Annotated in this window: 15 protein-coding genes; 5 read left to right on the top strand and 10 right to left on the bottom strand. The window is 38.6% G+C overall.

Features of this window, described 5'->3' with window-relative positions:
• Nucleotides 1-194: 194 nt before the first annotated feature.
• A complete protein-coding gene (locus ASF86_RS16735; protein ID WP_056483846.1) occupies nt 195-998 on the bottom strand; it encodes a sulfite exporter TauE/SafE family protein in 804 nt (267 codons plus the stop codon).
• A 30-nt stretch (nt 999-1,028) separates the two neighbouring features.
• Here ASF86_RS16735 and ASF86_RS16730 point away from each other — a divergent pair, with 30 nt between their 5' ends.
• Nucleotides 1,029-1,781 carry a biotin--[acetyl-CoA-carboxylase] ligase gene (locus tag ASF86_RS16730; protein WP_005042785.1) on the top strand — a complete coding sequence of 251 codons (753 nt, stop codon included), beginning with the start codon at nt 1,029-1,031 and terminating at the stop codon, nt 1,779-1,781.
• A 14-nt stretch (nt 1,782-1,795) separates the two neighbouring features.
• The gene (locus ASF86_RS16725; protein WP_056483843.1) at nt 1,796-2,530 is read left to right on the top strand and encodes a pantothenate kinase; all 735 of its coding nucleotides are present in this window, start codon (nt 1,796-1,798) and stop codon (nt 2,528-2,530) included.
• A gap of 49 nt (nt 2,531-2,579) precedes the next feature.
• Here ASF86_RS16725 and ffh read toward each other — a convergent pair whose 3' ends face one another.
• A complete protein-coding gene (ffh, locus tag ASF86_RS16720) occupies nt 2,580-3,995 on the bottom strand; it encodes a signal recognition particle protein (RefSeq protein ID WP_017392298.1) in 1,416 nt (471 codons plus the stop codon).
• Between the two features lie 140 nt (nt 3,996-4,135).
• On the opposite strand from ffh, the gene ASF86_RS16715 reads away from it, so the two are divergent.
• Nucleotides 4,136-4,945 carry an inner membrane protein YpjD gene (locus ASF86_RS16715; RefSeq protein ID WP_004641527.1) on the top strand — a complete coding sequence of 270 codons (810 nt, stop codon included), beginning with the start codon at nt 4,136-4,138 and terminating at the stop codon, nt 4,943-4,945.
• An 84-nt stretch (nt 4,946-5,029) separates the two neighbouring features.
• Nucleotides 5,030-5,974, top strand: a complete 945-nt coding sequence (locus ASF86_RS16710) for a tRNA dihydrouridine synthase (protein WP_056483840.1) — start codon at nt 5,030-5,032, stop codon at nt 5,972-5,974.
• Between the two features lie 78 nt (nt 5,975-6,052).
• Here ASF86_RS16710 and ASF86_RS16705 read toward each other — a convergent pair whose 3' ends face one another.
• The 7 genes from ASF86_RS16705 to ASF86_RS16675 form a co-directional block, all read right to left on the bottom strand.
• The gene (locus tag ASF86_RS16705) at nt 6,053-7,006 is read right to left on the bottom strand and encodes a DUF6160 family protein (protein WP_056483837.1); all 954 of its coding nucleotides are present in this window, start codon (nt 7,004-7,006) and stop codon (nt 6,053-6,055) included.
• A 160-nt stretch (nt 7,007-7,166) separates the two neighbouring features.
• A complete protein-coding gene (locus tag ASF86_RS16700) occupies nt 7,167-9,578 on the bottom strand; it encodes a DUF6160 family protein (RefSeq protein ID WP_056483925.1) in 2,412 nt (803 codons plus the stop codon).
• A gap of 31 nt (nt 9,579-9,609) precedes the next feature.
• Nucleotides 9,610-10,335, bottom strand: coding sequence for a DUF6160 family protein (locus tag ASF86_RS16695; RefSeq protein WP_056483834.1), 726 nt, complete (start codon nt 10,333-10,335; stop codon nt 9,610-9,612).
• Between the two features lie 15 nt (nt 10,336-10,350).
• The gene (locus tag ASF86_RS16690; protein WP_056483831.1) at nt 10,351-12,483 is read right to left on the bottom strand and encodes a hypothetical protein; all 2,133 of its coding nucleotides are present in this window, start codon (nt 12,481-12,483) and stop codon (nt 10,351-10,353) included.
• Between the two features lie 225 nt (nt 12,484-12,708).
• Nucleotides 12,709-14,010 (bottom strand): hypothetical protein, encoded by a 1,302-nt coding sequence (locus ASF86_RS16685; protein WP_056483824.1) that lies wholly within the window; start codon nt 14,008-14,010, stop codon nt 12,709-12,711.
• A 305-nt stretch (nt 14,011-14,315) separates the two neighbouring features.
• On the bottom strand, nt 14,316-14,885 hold the full coding sequence (gene dcd / locus ASF86_RS16680) for a dCTP deaminase (protein WP_003653416.1): 570 nt from the start codon (nt 14,883-14,885) through the stop codon (nt 14,316-14,318).
• 114 nt (nt 14,886-14,999) lie between these two features.
• On the bottom strand, nt 15,000-15,593 hold the full coding sequence (locus ASF86_RS16675; RefSeq protein WP_056483821.1) for a LysE family translocator: 594 nt from the start codon (nt 15,591-15,593) through the stop codon (nt 15,000-15,002).
• 362 nt (nt 15,594-15,955) lie between these two features.
• Here ASF86_RS16675 and ASF86_RS16670 point away from each other — a divergent pair, with 362 nt between their 5' ends.
• Nucleotides 15,956-16,525: a DUF2062 domain-containing protein gene (locus ASF86_RS16670; RefSeq protein ID WP_003653419.1), complete on the top strand. Its 570-nt coding sequence runs from the start codon at nt 15,956-15,958 to the stop codon at nt 16,523-16,525.
• Nucleotides 16,526-16,557: 32 nt separating this feature from the next.
• On the opposite strand, the gene ASF86_RS16665 is transcribed toward ASF86_RS16670, so the two are convergent.
• Nucleotides 16,558-17,430, bottom strand: coding sequence for a 5'-methylthioadenosine/S-adenosylhomocysteine nucleosidase (locus ASF86_RS16665; protein ID WP_056483818.1), 873 nt, complete (start codon nt 17,428-17,430; stop codon nt 16,558-16,560).
• Nucleotide 17,431: the final 1 nt, after the last annotated feature.

Here is a 17,431-nt window from a genome sequence, read left to right as displayed (position 1 = left end):
CTGATCCCATCGATTAAAAACTATGTCATTGTCTGACAATTTCATTGCATTTTAAGCCAACCCATTTAAAAACAACACCAAAATCAGATGAATAAAAGCCCCGAATGTTCGTATATTCTTTAATAAAAAAAGCTCGAATTTCTAAAAATTCAAGCTCTTAGATCATAGTCTTCTTAAGGTTAATATTTTACTCTCTAGTGCATAATGCCTTTATAAATAAAATAACTACCTACCACCACTAACAAACAGGCAAAGCATTTTTTTAACATTTGTGGTGACAATGCATGAGCGACTTTTGCTCCAAACTTGGCTGTAATAAAACTCATAACACTAATGCCAATAAAAGCATAGATGTGCACATAACCAATCGTGTTAGGTACAGAGATGTGTTCTTTAGCACCAAACCACATGAAGCCAATTGCACCCGCAACAGCAATTGGTAAACCACAAGCAGCAGAAGTTGCGACTGCTTTTTGCATAATGACGCCATGACGGTTTAAATACGGAACAGTTAAGCTACCGCCCCCAATTCCAAAAATTGCAGAGGCAACACCAATTCCGCCACCTGCCATCACTTGCATAGATGCTGAAGGAAGCTGACGTGTTGGATCAACTACAACATGGGCGCCTTTAAACATGCGATAAGCCATGAAAACGGCAAAAATACCAATAAGAAGTTGCAAATGTTGACCAGACATCAGGTCAGCAATACCAGCACCTAAAAATGAACCAATAATGAGCCCAGGCGCTAAATTACGAAAAACTGGCCAAAGTACAGCTCCTTTTTTATGGTGAGCCGACACCGAACTAAAAGACGTTACGATAATCGTTGCTAGTGATGTTCCTACTGCAATATGCATGATTACCGCAGGGTCATAGTGTAACTGGGTAAAAACGACATAGAGGATTGGTACAATAATTAATCCACCACCAACCCCAAACAATCCGGCAGTAAAACCAGCAATTGCGCCAATGAGTAAATATATGATTAACTCCATAAATGTTTTACCACTCTGCTCATATTCAACATGGATTTAGAGACTCGCCAACTACAACAACTTTTAAGCGCAAAAAACCAGCTTCCAGAAGTGGTTTTATTAAAAGCAACCACAACTTCGACCAATGATGATATTCGTGAAATTGCCCAAAAAGGCATTACAACAGGCTTGGTTTGCAGTGCTCAACAAACTCAAGGGCGAGGTCAACATCAACGGCAATGGATTTCACCTGAAGGAAATATTTATTTAAGCACATTGGTGCAAACTCGAACACCCTTAGATGGTCGCTTAGCACTTGAAGTTGCTCTAAATATTTTGCAAATCCCACAATTACAGCCTCTAAGCTTACAAGTAAAATGGCCAAATGATTTATATAGTGCGCAAGGAAAATGGGGTGGAATTTTAGTTGAACCCCTTTCGCAACATCAGGCTATAGTAGGTGTGGGCATTAATTTAAAAACGCCACCCGTAACCGACAGTGATCAGTCGATTACCTCTTTAGAAGATTTAGGTTTAGAGCAAAACAACCGTCTTGAGTTAGTTTCAGAGCTGTATATGGCTATTCAAAACGCAGCTCGCTGGTTCGATCATGGCTGCTACAACTTAGCTGGTCGTTTTAATCATCATGCCGCATGGATTAATCAATTCGTGCAGTTTGAGCATAGCCAAGGACTAGTAGAAGGTCGTTTTGTTGGAATTTCCAATGATGGAGCCGTCATACTTGAAACTCCAGAACCTAAACAGTTTTATCAAGGTCGTTTAAGACCACAGATCAATCAATAAACAGGTGTTTCTCCATGAAAAGTTTATGGCTCGATATCGGGAACACTCGTTTAAAATACTGGATTACTGAAAATCACCAAACTATTGAGCATGCCGCAGAACTGCATTTGCAATCCCCTGCCGATTTATTACTTGGGTTAATTCAACATTTTAAGCATCAAGGTCTACATCGGATTGGGGTGTCATCCGTCTTAGATGCTGAGAATAATCAACGCATTCAACAAATTCTAAAATGGCTTGAAATTCCAGTTGTTTTTGCAAAGGTTCATGCTGAATATGCTGAGTTAAAGTGTGGCTATGAAGTACCAAGTCAGCTCGGAATTGACCGCTGGTTACAAGTACTCGCTGTGGCTCAAGCAGATGAAAACTATTGTATTATTGGTTGTGGAACAGCCTTAACGATTGATTTAACGCAAGGCAAACAACATTTAGGCGGGTACATTTTACCCAACCTTTATTTGCAACGCGATGCACTTATTCAAAATACAAAAGGCATTAAAATTCCTGACTCAGCTTTTGATAATCTAAACCCAGGCAACAACACCGTAGATGCAGTCCATCACGGTATTTTGTTAGGCCTTATTAGTACTATCGAAAATATTATGCAGCAATCTCCGAAAAAACTGCTCCTTACCGGTGGAGATGCACAACTATTTGCCAAGTTCTTGCAAAAATATAATCCAGTTGTAGAAACTGATCTTTTACTCAAAGGATTACAACAATATATTGCTCATTATCCTAAAGACTAAAATACAGAATAAAATAAAAGGCGCTATATGCGCCTTTTATTTTACGAACTTATTTCTTTTGGTCGTTGTTGCCAAAAAGTGGTCCCATTCCGCCGCCACCGCCGCCGCCAAATTGTTTTTGCATATTGCCTAATGAACGCATCATTTTGCTCATGCCAGATGGATTCGCAAACTTCTTCATCATTTTAGCCATTTGTGCTTGTTGCTTAATGAGTTTATTCACTTCAGCAACATCCATACCACAACCAGCTGCAATACGTTTTTTACGGCTTGGGTTCATCAAGTCTGGATTACGGCGTTCTTTAACGGTCATTGACTGGATAATAGCTTCCATTTTCTTGACCTGTTTTTCAGGATTCGCTTGCTCAATCGCTTGCTGAATTCCTGCACCGCTCATGCCAGGCAACTTATCTAAGAAGCCCATCATGCCGCCCATACTTTTCATTTGCTCAAATTGCATCAGCATATCTTCAAAGTTGAAGCTGCCTCCTTTTTGCAATTTTTTAGCCATTTTTTCGGCTTTTTCTTTGTCGATTTTACGTTCAACTTCCTCGACTAAAGAAAGTACGTCACCCATGCCTAAAATACGTTGAGCAACACGATCTGGATGGAATGGTTCTAAAGCATCAAGCTTCTCACCCATACCCAAGAACTTGATTGGCTTACCTGTAATTGCACGCACAGAAAGCGCTGCACCACCACGTGCATCACCATCAGTTTTAGTGAGAATCACACCTGTAAGTGCCAATGCATCATTAAAGGCTTTAGCTGTATTTGCAGCATCCTGACCTGTCATGGCATCAACCACAAACAAAGTTTCAGTCGGCTTAACAGCAGCATGTAATTCTTTAATTTCGTCCATCATGTCTGCATCGACATGTAAACGACCAGCGGTATCGACAATCAATACATCAGCAAATTGGATTTTTGCCTGTTCAATTGCACGATTAACGATATCAATTGGCTTTTCAGAAGCATCTGAAGGAATAAAACCTGCCCCAACTTCGTTAGAGACAGTTTCTAACTGCTTAATCGCTGCTGGACGGTAAACGTCCGCAGAAACCGTCATTACTTTTTTCTTTTGACGCTCTTTTAAGAAACGTGCCAACTTAGCGGCAGTTGTAGTTTTACCAGCACCTTGTAAACCAGCAAGTAATACAACAACGGGAGGCTTAGCACTTAAATCAAGTGTTTCATTCGCCTCACCCATCATCTTGGTGAGTTCATCATAGACAATTTTTACAAATGCCTGGCCTGGCGATAACTGAGTCATCACTTCCTGGCCCAATGCCTCTTCCTTAACTTTCGCGATAAATTCACGAGTTACAGGTAACGCGACATCGGCTTCAAGAAGTGCCATACGTACTTCACGTAAGGTATCTTTAATATTGTCTTCGGTCAGCTGCCCTGAGCCAGTAACATTTCTTAAACTCTGTGTGAGTCGTTCTGTTAAGGTATCAAACATTGCAAAATCCGCTTAAAATGGCTAGTTGCAAAAAAATCTTTCTCGAAATAGAAAATTTATGCATAGAATGCTATAGGATACTTTAGTTCGCAGCGAATTTATATCTTATATAGATGAATTAATCCTGAAAAAGGTTTGACATGATTAGCCTCCCCTTGGTTTACACAATTTTGGCACTCATTGCATATACCACTTCTTTCTGGTATCTGTTTATTCGTTTAATGTCAAAACGTGAACCAAACCCATGGTTATTTGCTGTTGTTGCAACTTTGGCACTCCTGTTGCACGGCACAGTTTTATGCCACGCCATGCTGACACCAGCCGGAATTAACTACGATGTTTTTAATTTAGTATCTTTTACATCGTGGCTTATGCTGTTGTTAAGTTTAATTTTTAGTATTTTTCGCCCCATTGTACCGTTAAACTTGTTAGGCATTCCTGTAGCGGCTATTGGCCTGATTTTAGGTTTTGCATTCAGCCGACCCGATCAATTTATTGAGCAACACTCTTTAGGCCTTGATGTCCATATCATTCTGTCTTTATCTGCCTATGCAGTTTTACTAATGGCAACCATTCACGCTATTTTGCTGTGGTTCCAAAATCGTGAACTCAAAAAGAAACAAAAAAAACGCTTTTGGGTCAATTTACTCCCATCAATTCAGGCGATGGAGTCTTTGTTATTTGACCTCATCATTACGGGTTTTATTCTATTAACAATTGCACTCGCTTTTGGTTTCTTGACTATCGATAGCTTCTTTGCCCAACATCTCGCTCATAAAACCGTATTTAGTATTATTTCCTGGTTTATCTATGGATCATTATTGATTGGCCATTACAAACTCGGATGGCGAGGACAAAAGGCCATTCGTTTTACCTTAATCGGCTTTGTGCTTTTAGCCATTGGTTTTATTGGTAGTAAATTTGTGCTTGAAATGATTTTGGGTCTCTAAATTAATTAAAATTTCATCGATACTAGACAGCGTTATACATATCCCGTATAACGCTGTTTTCTTTTTGCTCAGGTGACACAGACTGTGAAACTCATACTCGCTCCAATGGAAGGTTTAACTGACCCGATCATGCGGGATACACTCACATCTGTTGGTCATTTTGACTGGTGTGTGACCGAGTTTATTCGAGTTACAGACAGCATTTTGCCAGACCATATTTACTATAGTTTTTGTCCAGAATTAAAAAATGACGGTAAAACAGCGGCTGGTACACCTGTCCATGTTCAGTTTTTAGGTAACAACCCAGATATGCTGGCAGCAAATGCAGCGAAAGTTGTAGAGCTTGGTGCACCAGCAATTGATCTAAATTTCGGTTGTCCCGCAAAAACTGTAAACCGACACCGAGGCGGCTCAGTTCTTCTTGATGAACCTGATGTTGTACATATGCTAATTAAAGCTGTAAGAGATGCGGTACCTCCGCATATTCCTGTTTCAGCAAAAATGCGTTTAGGTTATCTAGATGAAAATCACACCATGGAAAATGCCCATGCTGTTGAAGACGCTGGTGCAAGTTGGTTGACAGTTCATGCGCGAACTAAAGCAGACGGCTATACTCCACCTGCTTATTGGGAAAAAATTCTGCCCATTAAAGAAGCTTTAAAAATTAATGTAATTGCCAACGGTGAAATCTGGAGCAATGCAGATGCTAGAGCTTGCCAGCAACAATCTGGCTGTAAAGATTTAATGATTGGCCGTGGTGCTGTGACTACTCCAGACTTAACACAATGCATTCGTGAAAATATGAATGAGGCATTATTTAGTTGGGAACAGCTGGTTGACTTACAAATTCGCTTTTTAAACGGTCAAGCAAAAACAGAAATTGGTATGGTCGGTCGTTATAAACAATGGTTGGGGATGATGACTAAGGCCTACCCACAAGCTAAAAACTTATGGGACCAAGTTAAGCGTATTAAAGCTTTGGATGAAATTGTTCAACAGTTAGAACACACCAGATCAGAAAACATTTAACTCAATATAGTTATAAAAAGAGGGCGATTGTTTTCACAATCGCCCTCTTTCATATTTCAGGTTAAGTTATTATTTTTTCTAAAAGCCACTTACTTTCATTTTTAAGTCAGTCACTGACGCCCCCGTAATACCAAAACTCCCCATAGAACCATTAGGCAAGTTATTAAATGTCGTTGTACTTTGGGTTCCCATATTTCCTAAAGTGACATTGTTAAGTGAAGCATCGAACTTACTAGACACACCGTTATTCCCAAAAGTTAATCCCGTTGGATCAACCCCTGCATAAAAACCATCAAGCACAAAACCTGTCGAGGTATTTGTTCCAGCAAATTTAAATCCGAATGTAGCTCCCGTATTATCCGAGACTAAAGTAATTGGACAACCCGCAGCAGCAGAACAAATAGATTGAATTGCCCCACCAAATTTAACCATAACTGATTGAGCCGCATGACCAAGCTGGATATTTAAACGAGGTTTATTGGTTTGTACAAAGTTAATATCTAGATTTCCAGTAGAACGGATTAGTTCTTTTACCCCCGTATTCACTGTCGTTCCCGAACTAAAAATTGATTTTGGTGCATAACTTGTTAATGCGTAATCGGATGGACTAGATAAAGATGCGCTGGGAGCCATATAGACTGAAAAAGGTAAAAGTCGAATACCGTTTACATCACTCCCCATAGATACAGCTAAATTTAAAAAAGGATTTCCACCACCTGCATCAGTATCCATTACGATATTAAAAGAAGGATTACTAGATACCGCAGCTTTAATAAACTCTATGCCAGGAACCGGATTCGTAGAATTCCCTGCAATGACAAAGCCAGCCTTACTGTTATATGAAGTTGAGGCAATACCGTTTGTATCAATCAGAGCGATTTGATTAAATTTAACTTTATCAGCCTGAATACCTAAGGTTAAACCATTTTGGCCAGTCGCGGCCGCAAGACTTTGATCATCTAAAGGCTGCATTGAAAAAACACTTGAACTACTTGCAAGTAACAACCAGCACCCTATATTTTTATTCTTCATGTCGCTCTAATCCTTAAGAGACAAACGCTTATTATTTGTTCAGACTATCAGAATAATATTCAAGCACAAAGCAATTATCCCTATAACCCGACGAATGCAAATCCAATCATATTCAAAATAAATTTTTTATAAAAAGTGGCAATGACTGCCACTTTTTTGGTTAGTTAAAAGCACCATTTCTAGGCACAATACTAAAGCTACTATTTAAACGTCCACCAGTAATGGCAAGCTCACCTAAACGTGCACCTGCGCCAGTTGATGGCGGATAGAAGTTAATATCTTTAACACGTAATGCGCCGTCGATACTCTTATCAGGATTAAAATAAACCGCCGTATTTACGCCAACTTTACCTAAACCACTTGCACTGTCTTTACCAACAACTAAAGCAGTATTAAACGCAAGTTTTCCAGTAATATTATCAAAGCCAATTGCAGAACCATCAATCGGATCACTAATTTGAACCGTATTTCCAGTTGCTGTGGCAGGCATGGTGAAATCACCGAGTACAGTTAGAGCACTACCATCTGCAATTGAACTGTTTGGCACAATCGATAAGTTAAGATCTCCACCTAAACGCAGTTTTAGACCAAATAAGACATCATTATTTCTGGCAAAGTTATCAATTGGTGAGGTACATGAACCGGTAGCTGGACAAGTTTTATATTTTGCCCCTGGTAAATATCCTGCTGCAATTTCAGTTGATAAAGCAAGGAGCATTTCTTTTAAACTAATATTAAGACTGCCATTTTCTAAACCAATGCTTCCATTGCCTTTGAGGAACATATCGATATTACGTAAGCCCATGTAATAATCAGTAGGACTACCACCATTATTAGCATTTGGAGAACCATCAATTAATAAAATTGAGGTTGTTTTGGTTCCAGTCGCATCACGTCCTGTAGTTCCAGCAGCAATACCAAAACCTAAACGAGAAGTTGTTCCAGACGTAGCAACAACATTCTGAACAGGCTTACCATTTGCATCTTTTGTATAGTAATAAGCACTATTTGCCGGCGCATCTAAACCATATACAGCAGCATTAGCATTTAAGTTATAAAAAGGTAATGCTAAGCCCCACTGGTTGTTTGCACCATTGTCTGCAAACTGATTTGCAGGAGCGACATTCGCACTTGTCGTAAAACGACCACGTCTTGAAAATGCTTGAAACTCTGCTCCACGCATCGCAAGAATTAAGCTAAACGGATTAGTAACCGTATCACGGTGAATATTATGCTGATAATCAGCAGCCGTTGTTAAAGTACCCGATCCTAAACGAATTGCATTTAAAGTCGCGTTGTTTGGCATTAATAACGTTTTTGTATCAGCAAGATTTAAATAAATATTTCCGCTGTCAAAATAACCACGCGTAGCTGAGTTAAGACCTGTTAAATTACCAAATTCGAAACCGTAAGCATTCAGACCTGCCCCACCAATTTCTAAAGTGGTTGCTTTGCCATCTGCACCTAGCATTGAGTCATTATCTTTAGTGAACTCACCTTTCATACGAAAGGCAATTCCAGAATTACCTAAAATACTATTACTTGAGCCCGTACCCGAAGCGGTATTTGCTGCACCTAATATTGTTGTATCTGATGAACCATCCATACCACGGACTTGTAAATAACTATTTACCATACGTCCGCTAGCACCTAAGCGAATCAAACCTTTCGCATTTTGTGGGCTATTAGTTGCATCCAAAGCATAAGAGTTAGTTTTATCGACATTAGAACTTAACATGACCTCAATATTCAGGCCTGAATTGGTTACTTTGCCGCTACTATCAACATACGTACCCGCAGTTAAACCAGAAGCTGAATCTGCTACACGGTTAAAATCAACATAGCCATAGGTAGTATTCGGAGTTTGCCCTACACCAGCAACGTTAGTTCCTGTATTTGTCTGTAAAACTAAGCCACGAGTTGGGTCAATCAACATGGCCCCTTTACCAACAAAATTAAAGTTAAAATTTCTTAAAATTAGCTGGTTTAACTGGCTACGAGCATCCACTTGCCCTAGATAAATATTGGCATTATTAATACCAAGCGTCATGCTTGACTGACTATTTGCATTAAATAGCCCATCTTGGGTTGTAAGCGCCAAATTTAGAGGGGAAGTAGTTTGAATAGCCAACTGCCCTAAAGTTGGCGAGCAGCTAGCTGAACTATTACAAACTTTAACGCTATTTACGGTAATAAGTGATGGACTACTTTGCATAGAAAAGTCTAGTCCAGTTTTACCCGTAGTTGGGTTACTCCCAACATCTAAACGGTAATTAGTGCTTAAAGATTGACTAGATGCATTACTTTTTTGGACTTTTACACCACTCGCTTGAGCTCTTAATACCTGATCAGCACTTGTTGGTGTGCCTGCATGGTCATCCCAGTAAGCATTATCAATATTAATTTCGTTAAATGTAGTTTGAATCGAGATCCCATCTTGTCCATTGACGGCGCTCAAATCAGCATCTGTTAAAGCTTCTAAAGCATAAATTTGTCCACTCACTAACAACATGCTGGTTGTTAATGTATTTAAAATAAACTTTGAGCTGTGATTTTCTTTATTTTTTTTCATCACTTCAGTTCCTTTGAAATCTACATTAACCTTAACAACGAGGATGGCTACCATCACAGCTAAAGACCATGACTTTTCCTTGAATAGCCAAGTTTCCGTTCATCATTAAGCCCATAAAACCAGTTTCACGTCCATAGTCATAGGCCGATGGAGTTGCTGTAGCAACTTGCTGGTTGCCACTATTAGCAGTCGCAGCATATGTCGGTTTTTTGAAATATGCATAATCATACATATTCGCACTCGAGCCTTGCGTTGTTGTTGAGCTCGTAAAGTTATCTTGTTCAATCGATAAAGCATTGAAACCAAAATTACGAATTAAAATTGGCTGCGCTGCACTAAAACTAAGCTGAATAGCAGGCTTAATCATTTCTATATTGTTTTGATCCAAATATTTCAAATCAGCGCCATCCAAACCCATTTTTTGAATATTTAAAGTTCCTTGTACACCTTTAAATACCAACCAAAGTTTATTACCACTATCGCTATTTTCGGCCCAACCACTTGGCTTAGTCGCATCTGCTTGCACAAAACGTTTATTAATTGCTAAACCTATATGACAGAACTCCACGTTCTCACAGACACCACCACTACCATTGTCAAATATACCGTTAGTTGTCTGGTTTAAATTGAGCATCAAAGATAAATCAGCACCGGCCTGTCCATTAATCGCCTGCAAAGCATCATTATCTAAAGTTTGCAGCTCTGCGTGAGTAACCGTTGCAAAAAGAGCGAGGATCAAAGTACTTAATTTTTTCATATCATTACCCTCCTCTCATAGACCTTTGGTGGTGAGTTTTAAATGCTGAATTAAAACACCGTCAATTGAAGCAGAACCCAAGTTATTTAAAGGACTAATGTTGGACAATGCTGGAGCTTGATTGGCAGTTGGAATCACATAGCCAGTTGTGCCATTACTACTACCAATTAAATCATTGACTACAGCATTTCTTGAAGTTAGCCATGGAATAGCAGCATTGCTCCAATCACGATTGGAGGTTGTTCCGTACATTGGAGTTGAACCGGATGTACTTGTACATCCTAGTGCACCAGAGCACTTTGGAGCATCGGCTGGTTTTGGTGTTGGATTTGTAATAACCCAAGCACCAGTTCCTTTGTTATATTCCCACTGATATAAATACCCAACAGTGGTATAATCACAGTTCGAATTAAACAAACCACAACTATAGGTTTGATTCCATGTTTGAGTATTTTGTTGTCTTTGTTTAAAACGTACTTCTGTCATGGTCGCAGATGTAGTACCAGACACTGAGTTGGTCAATGACACCAAGCTACCCGCTGAAGTTCCAGAAACTTGTGTTCCAGTTGAAATTAAGCGTCCAAAAGAGACCCCAATAGCTCCTTCCCCCGTATTTGCTAACAAGGTTTTTCCATTATCAGGACTATAGACGGTACCAATCGTAATACTACTATGGGTAGGGTTAACGCACGAATAAACGTTACACGTAGAACCTTTGTAAGTCGTGTCAGTACCAGTATAATCTGTATAAATCTGTTTATATATTTCTGGTTTATTTGCAATTCGCGCAATTTCAATACTAAAGTTTTTACCGTCTGAACCTAAAACCAATGGTTGATATAAATTACCTAATACCAAATTAATATTTGGGTTGTAGAGATATAATCCCTCACTATCAGCAAATTTTGGTGCTACAGCACCAGTAGAGTCAAATGCAGGGGTATATAAATTATTTGATGCATTTGGTGAATCTGAGGTTTCACGTGTACTAAATCGTAATACCTTACTTGTATCATTAAACGCTATTCGTGTTTTATTCGATGTTTTTGTATCTGTTCTAGTTCGATTTTCTACATAGTAACGGCAGCCACGAGACGTACTGAAACTCCCTGTTCCGCTGTTACCACAATCTCCAGTACTACTGGTGCTTAAAGTTGAATTTGCACCTGCATGTACGGTTTGCCATCCGTTATTACTGCTTGTTGCATATGTTTGCGTTTGACTCGTAACATTTTCAGTGACAATACTAGTGTTTTTACTATCGCCTGTATTTAAACGAACTAAACCAGACATTCCTAAAGTATTGTTATAAAAAGGACTCATTCCGCCAGCAGAAGTTGCCCCACCTAAGGTCTGAAACAGGCTAATCTGACTACCGTTTAGACTGAAACCGTTTAAAATCCCTTGTAAGCGTAATCTGTTAGCACGGCTTGTATCAATACTTGTTCCAATCAATCCATTACTATTGCCATATTGAAATTGGGCTAGAGAGCCATTCGTTGTAGCGACAACATTTGGATTTCGTACAAATGCATCAGCCCATAGACCCAGTTTTAAATTATATGCATCTGCTCCCTCTGCTCCATCAATTGTTGGTTGATAAAGAGGAGCCTCTAAAGATAAATACGTAACAGGATAAACAGAACTATCTGTTGTACTAAAATTAGGAACATTGGTAGCAGTCTTTACTTTGAATATCCATGGATTGGCACCCGTACCCCAACTCGAAATCGCTGCTGCGGCTGAGGTATTAGCAATACGTGAATTTGCATCACCATCCGACTTAGATAATGCTAAGCCATACAGAAAGATATCCGCTTTACCAACTGCACGGTCTTCTGGTCCGACACTACCATTACCACTCGTATCAGCTGCAGCAACACTCAAAGGCCCAACAGGGACATAGTTAATATAACCCGTATCTTTACTACGATCGGTAATAATTTGATTTACAGATTCATTTGGGCCAGCACCACGAAACACCATAAATGCATTTTGAGGTAATATCGCAATACCCTCACCCGTAGTTTCACTTAAACCAGCATCTGAAAGCTCTTCAAGAGCAAAGCTAGACTGACTTAAAAAAAGTCCAATTAAACTTGCCAAAACGGTTTTTTGAAAACATACCGTATAATTAAGTGTAGTCATCGTGACCTTCCTGTTTTATACGATGCTGTGCACCATATTTCTTTTTCTTTAACAGTCCTTAAAGCAAGATAGAATTATTTCCTTTTCATCTTGCAAGGTGCAACCATTTAAAATTGCCAACCTTTCCACATTTCTATTATGCTGAATATTTACACAAATGCAAAATTAAATGAACAAAAATGCATTTTTCCGATGAATGAAAAATTGTCCAATTACTTAAATTAATCAACAGAATTTTAAAGAACCGTAACAGTTAGCTGAAAAACTCTGTTTTTGTAATACAACATTAGTTAATCCCATTGAAGCTGGCGTTTTTCCTGTTAAATCAATAGTTCCAATTGGAAGATTACCTAAAAGTAGACAATTATATGCAAGTGCTCCACATGGAACAGGATTATTATTTAGGTATGAGCTGACTTGTCCTAAAGCATCATTAATAGTGGCTAAAGCAATATCAACATTCCCCGTAGGAGTAATTTGACCAATATCAATTGGATTTGTAAGTTCTAACCACCATCCTGTTTGAGCAGTCGATGCTGCCTCTGGCCACAAAATATTTACACCTTGTACAGATAAGTAACCAGCAGATCCATTTAATTGCGCAGCATGGAAATAACCCAGACTTTGTTTAATTGCTACATTTACATCTAAATTATTTACTGTTCCTGTTACGTTGCCAGAAATCGCAACTGGAAGACCTAGTACTGATGCAGTTGCATCTAAAGTTCCTGTAACGGAAATTCCTCCAACCCTTGCAGTTGCATTTAAATTAGCCGTATTAATACGCTTACCCGTAATAATCTGCTGCCCCATTGATAATGTCCCTGTACCAGTCCCTAAGTTTAGATTATAAGAATTCGATGTAAACGGAACTGTATATAGATTACCTAGAACTTGCGCTCGTCCAGTAATTGCTGTTCCTGTTTCATCTTGGGTAATGCCATAGTAAGGATTCGTAGTTACAGTTCCCCCTGTTGGTTTAGTTACCATATATCCACTTAATGAATTAATACCAGTGGAAGCATCACCATTTTCTAAACCAAAAGTAAGTAAGCCAGAAAGGGACTTAGCACTTAATCGAAAACCTTGAATCTCACGAGTAGAAGCTGAATCTGGATTTTTAACAGCGAACTCTAAAAAGGGATTGGTAATAACAGCAGAAGACGAAGCACGTTCAGTACTAGTACTATCTACAGTACCACCACTTAAGCTCAGATAATCAATATCAATATCACAGGCACCCGCTCCATTTACACCACCGCAACCCAACTGTAATCTTCTAATGTTGGCATTAATTTCTAATTGAGCATCTAGCGCAAGTCGATAAAAACCCATATTTCCATTTGAACTTGAGTTGCTTGCAGAATCTGTAGGTGCAATATAAGACATACCCATTAAGGCTTGCCCGCGAGTCGCAGATAGTTCAGCATCTGACATAGGCACTAATGTAGAAGCAGCATAAGCTGAAGAAAAGCATAAGCTTCCGAGTGTCAAAAGTGCTACTCGAAGAGACGTAAACTGTCGCATGGCCGACCTCCGTATCCGTGGGGGCATAATCCTGTTTAATTTCTTTTTATTTGGCCTATCTGAATTTAGTAGATATCTAAGTAATTACTACTAAAAAGACAACCTATATCCGATACATTCGTTTTTCAATACTGTGATGCAGTACAAAAAAACAAATCAATTATTGATCATATTATATTATTTTTTACAAAAGGAAACTGTCATTTATCACTATTCCGATAAACGCACCTCATGTAAATTTTATTCATAAAATTGGGCCACCTAAGCGACCCATTATTTTAAAACTCTTCTTTATCTAAGAAAAATTATGTTTTCGGAAGTGTAACGCCTGTTTGACCTTGGTATTTACCACCACGGTCTTTATAAGATGTTTCACATACTTCATCACTTTCAAAGAATAGCATTTGTGCTACGCCTTCCCCTGCATAAATACGTGCAGGTAAATTAGTGGTGTTTGAAAATTCTAAAGTTACGTGACCTTCCCATTCAGGTTCTAATGGAGTCACATTCACAATGATACCGCAACGAGCATAAGTCGATTTGCCTAGACATACAGTCAACACATTACGAGGAATACGGAAATATTCAATTGTACGTGCTAGAGCAAATGAGTTTGGCGGAATAATACAAACATCTGACTCAATATCGATAAAACTTTTGTCATCAAAATTCTTTGGATCGACAATTGCAGAATGTACGTTAGTAAAAACCTTGAATTCACGGGCACAGCGTACATCATAGCCATAGCTAGAGACCCCGTAGGAAATCAACTTTTCACCATTTTCATCAAAACGGACTTGATTCTCTGCATAAGGTTCAATCATGCCGTGTTTTTCGCTCATCTCGCGAATCCAACGATCAGACTTAATAGCCATGTATTTTCTATCCAAAAGGTAATTTCATTGATTTCGACGTACTTTAACTTAAAAAAGCAATTATGAAAACAACGCAAAGCTACTCAAACAAATAAGAATAGCTCAGCGGTACCTTTAAAGGCTCAGTAAAGCAGAATAGCTAATAGGAATTGAAAAGCTGACTAAAACGAGTGAAGCTGTTTTTTGCAAATTAGTCTGATTTAGCCACGCAACTTTCTTTGAAGCTAAAAGTGATCCCAAGAAAATCCAGAATAAGGCAATTGGCGTAATAAGCGCTAAGTAAGCCATCATATGAATTAAATAAATGTGAAAATCACTCCACGCAGCTACCGGAAAAATTGCCGAAGCAAAGAGCAAGGCTTTAGGATTCAATAAGGTTGCGCAAAATAATTCACGAGTACGGATCGTAGGCTGATTTAATTCAATTTCTTGATTTGCCGTATGCCATAACTTAATGGCTAAGAAAATAATATAGAAAGCACTCAACAGCTTAAGAATAGGCGGTAGCAATGGCAATGTGGTTGACACTTTCCCAATCAGCATTCCCCATGCAGAAATAGAGATCACGTAACCCAAAACTTCTGCCGGAATAAGTTTTACTGACTTCCGTAGTCCTACTTGCACGCCTGAAGAAGCGAGTAAAGTGTTAGTCGGACCAGGTGTAAGTAAAATTGTGGCTACTAAGCCAATAAAAAGCCATGAAATCATTGAATGACCTCATAATATAGTCATCTCAGATTAATAGATATCCTGTCACATGGCAAAAGGTAATTGTAAGACAAAATTTTTAAAATCATTTTAAAAATTAAAATAAAAACATTAAAAACATATGCTTATAAAATTACCACAAAAAGTGATAAAGAAAACTTTACGGTCAGTTGTTATGCTTTTCAAATAATTTCGTACTTAAATAACATAAGTATTTTTATTTTAAGTCTATTTTTCCATCAAAAGCCTTTATAATAAAAAATATATAGTGATGGTAAGTTTAAATTTTAAGCTTTTAATAAGTTTAAATTCATATATTGTTTCTGATTTTTTTATTTAGAGCACCGCGCTCTACTACCTTAATGATTATGGCAAAGCACTTTTTTCAATCTTGGCTTCCCTCACCCGAGAAAGTTTCAAATATGAAATTTCTAAGGATTTTTGGTAAAAAGACCCTGAATCCTGTGCTTTGGTATGTCAATCGAAAATCAATTACCCGAGCTGTTTTTGTTGGAACCTTTTTTGGTTTACTGCCTATCCCTTTTCACAGCGTATTTATTGTGATGGCAGTCTTACTATTTGAAGTAAATTTACCAATTAGCTTAATGCTAGCTTGGCTAAGTAATCCTCTTACTTTAGTTCCTATTCTATATATTGGTTTTTGGTTTGGTGCACATATTTTTCATGTGCATATGATCAACAAAGAAATGCTACTGGGTGTATTGCACCAAATTTCCCGCTGGATTACTCATTTCGGCCATGGGCACATTGATTTTAGTCTTGCGAAAATTTTGATGACAGGTCTTGTTGTCGAAGCTTTCGTATTTGCTGTCATTTTATATCTATCTACAGAAATTTTCTGGCGTTGGATGGTCATTAAAAACTGGAAAAGTAGACATCGCCATAAGAAGCAAGAAGAAGAAGTTTTATAAAGACTCCAATCTTCTTGCTTAGTTTTAAATTATTATTTTGGTAGTTTTGATTTCATATACTCTTCAGCTACATTGAGTACATACTCTTGGCAAGCCTCTCCTGTACCAGGGTCATAAGCCCCATTATTCGTAATATTATTAGATAAGATTCGAATTCCTAGAAAAGGAACATTAAACTGGCTGGCAATTTGTGCAACAGATGCTGCTTCCATTTCCTCGACTGAAGTGCCATAGCGTTGATGGAAGAATTGAATACGATCAAGCTCATTATTCCAGACATCTGCTGAACCAATCGTTCCCTCAACCACCTCGCCTTTATCATAACGAACTTTATGTGCCGCCATTAATAACTCTTGGTCACCTTCAAATTTACGAATTGCAATAGGTTCTGGGTCAGACTCCTTTGTTGGCAAAACATCAAAAGCCTCAACCCATGTGAGTGAATTTGAACCACCATCAACTGGCTGCTTTGGTGTTCTAAATGCACCAATATTAGTTGCGTATTTTCCTAAGACAATATCGTAAACGTGTAGATCTGGGTCGTGCCCGCCTGATGTTCCCTGATTAATAATTGCAATCGGTTTATAACGTTCAATGGCTAAAGCAGTTGCCGCAGCCGAGTTACTCATACCCATACGGGTTTTAGAAATAATCATTGGATAACCATTATAGGTACCCTTCCAGAATGTCCACCCACCAATTTCTTCGACAACCTTATTCTCTAATTTTGAAGCCATTCTTTCCGACTCTACAGGCAAAGCACCCTGAATAATAATCGGCTGTAATTTCTGTTTTTGCTCCTGAACTGTTGGTGTCTGTGAAACAGAAGAGTCGTCATTATTGCATCCGACTAAAAATAAGGCGCTACATAAACTGATTACGCCAAAAGCACATTTAAATTGCATT

The sequence above is a fragment of the Acinetobacter sp. Leaf130 genome, from assembly GCF_001423205.1.
In the GTDB taxonomy this organism is placed as follows: domain Bacteria; phylum Pseudomonadota; class Gammaproteobacteria; order Pseudomonadales; family Moraxellaceae; genus Acinetobacter; species Acinetobacter calcoaceticus.
The sequence above is the reverse complement of the archived record's forward strand: the minus strand, read 5'-3'. Positions and strand labels throughout refer to the sequence as shown.

Bases quoted from the DNA above. Each gene is read 5' to 3' on its own strand.
- ASF86_RS16735 (WP_056483846.1), bottom strand. From the start codon at position 998: ATGGAGTTAATCATATATTTACTCATTGGCGCAATTGCTGGTTTTACT.
- ASF86_RS16730 (WP_005042785.1), top strand. From the start codon at position 1,029: ATGGATTTAGAGACTCGCCAACTACAACAACTTTTAAGCGCAAAAAAC.
- ASF86_RS16725 (WP_056483843.1), top strand. From the start codon at position 1,796: ATGAAAAGTTTATGGCTCGATATCGGGAACACTCGTTTAAAATACTGG.
- ffh (WP_017392298.1), bottom strand. From the start codon at position 3,995: ATGTTTGATACCTTAACAGAACGACTCACACAGAGTTTAAGAAATGTT.
- ASF86_RS16715 (WP_004641527.1), top strand. From the start codon at position 4,136: ATGATTAGCCTCCCCTTGGTTTACACAATTTTGGCACTCATTGCATAT.
- ASF86_RS16705 (WP_056483837.1), bottom strand. From the start codon at position 7,006: ATGAAGAATAAAAATATAGGGTGCTGGTTGTTACTTGCAAGTAGTTCA.
- ASF86_RS16700 (WP_056483925.1), bottom strand. From the start codon at position 9,578: ATGAAAAAAAATAAAGAAAATCACAGCTCAAAGTTTATTTTAAATACA.
- ASF86_RS16695 (WP_056483834.1), bottom strand. From the start codon at position 10,335: ATGAAAAAATTAAGTACTTTGATCCTCGCTCTTTTTGCAACGGTTACT.
- ASF86_RS16690 (WP_056483831.1), bottom strand. From the start codon at position 12,483: ATGACTACACTTAATTATACGGTATGTTTTCAAAAAACCGTTTTGGCA.
- ASF86_RS16685 (WP_056483824.1), bottom strand. From the start codon at position 14,010: ATGCGACAGTTTACGTCTCTTCGAGTAGCACTTTTGACACTCGGAAGC.
- dcd (WP_003653416.1), bottom strand. From the start codon at position 14,885: ATGGCTATTAAGTCTGATCGTTGGATTCGCGAGATGAGCGAAAAACAC.
- ASF86_RS16675 (WP_056483821.1), bottom strand. From the start codon at position 15,593: ATGATTTCATGGCTTTTTATTGGCTTAGTAGCCACAATTTTACTTACA.
- ASF86_RS16670 (WP_003653419.1), top strand. From the start codon at position 15,956: ATGATTATGGCAAAGCACTTTTTTCAATCTTGGCTTCCCTCACCCGAG.
- ASF86_RS16665 (WP_056483818.1), bottom strand. From the start codon at position 17,430: ATGCAATTTAAATGTGCTTTTGGCGTAATCAGTTTATGTAGCGCCTTA.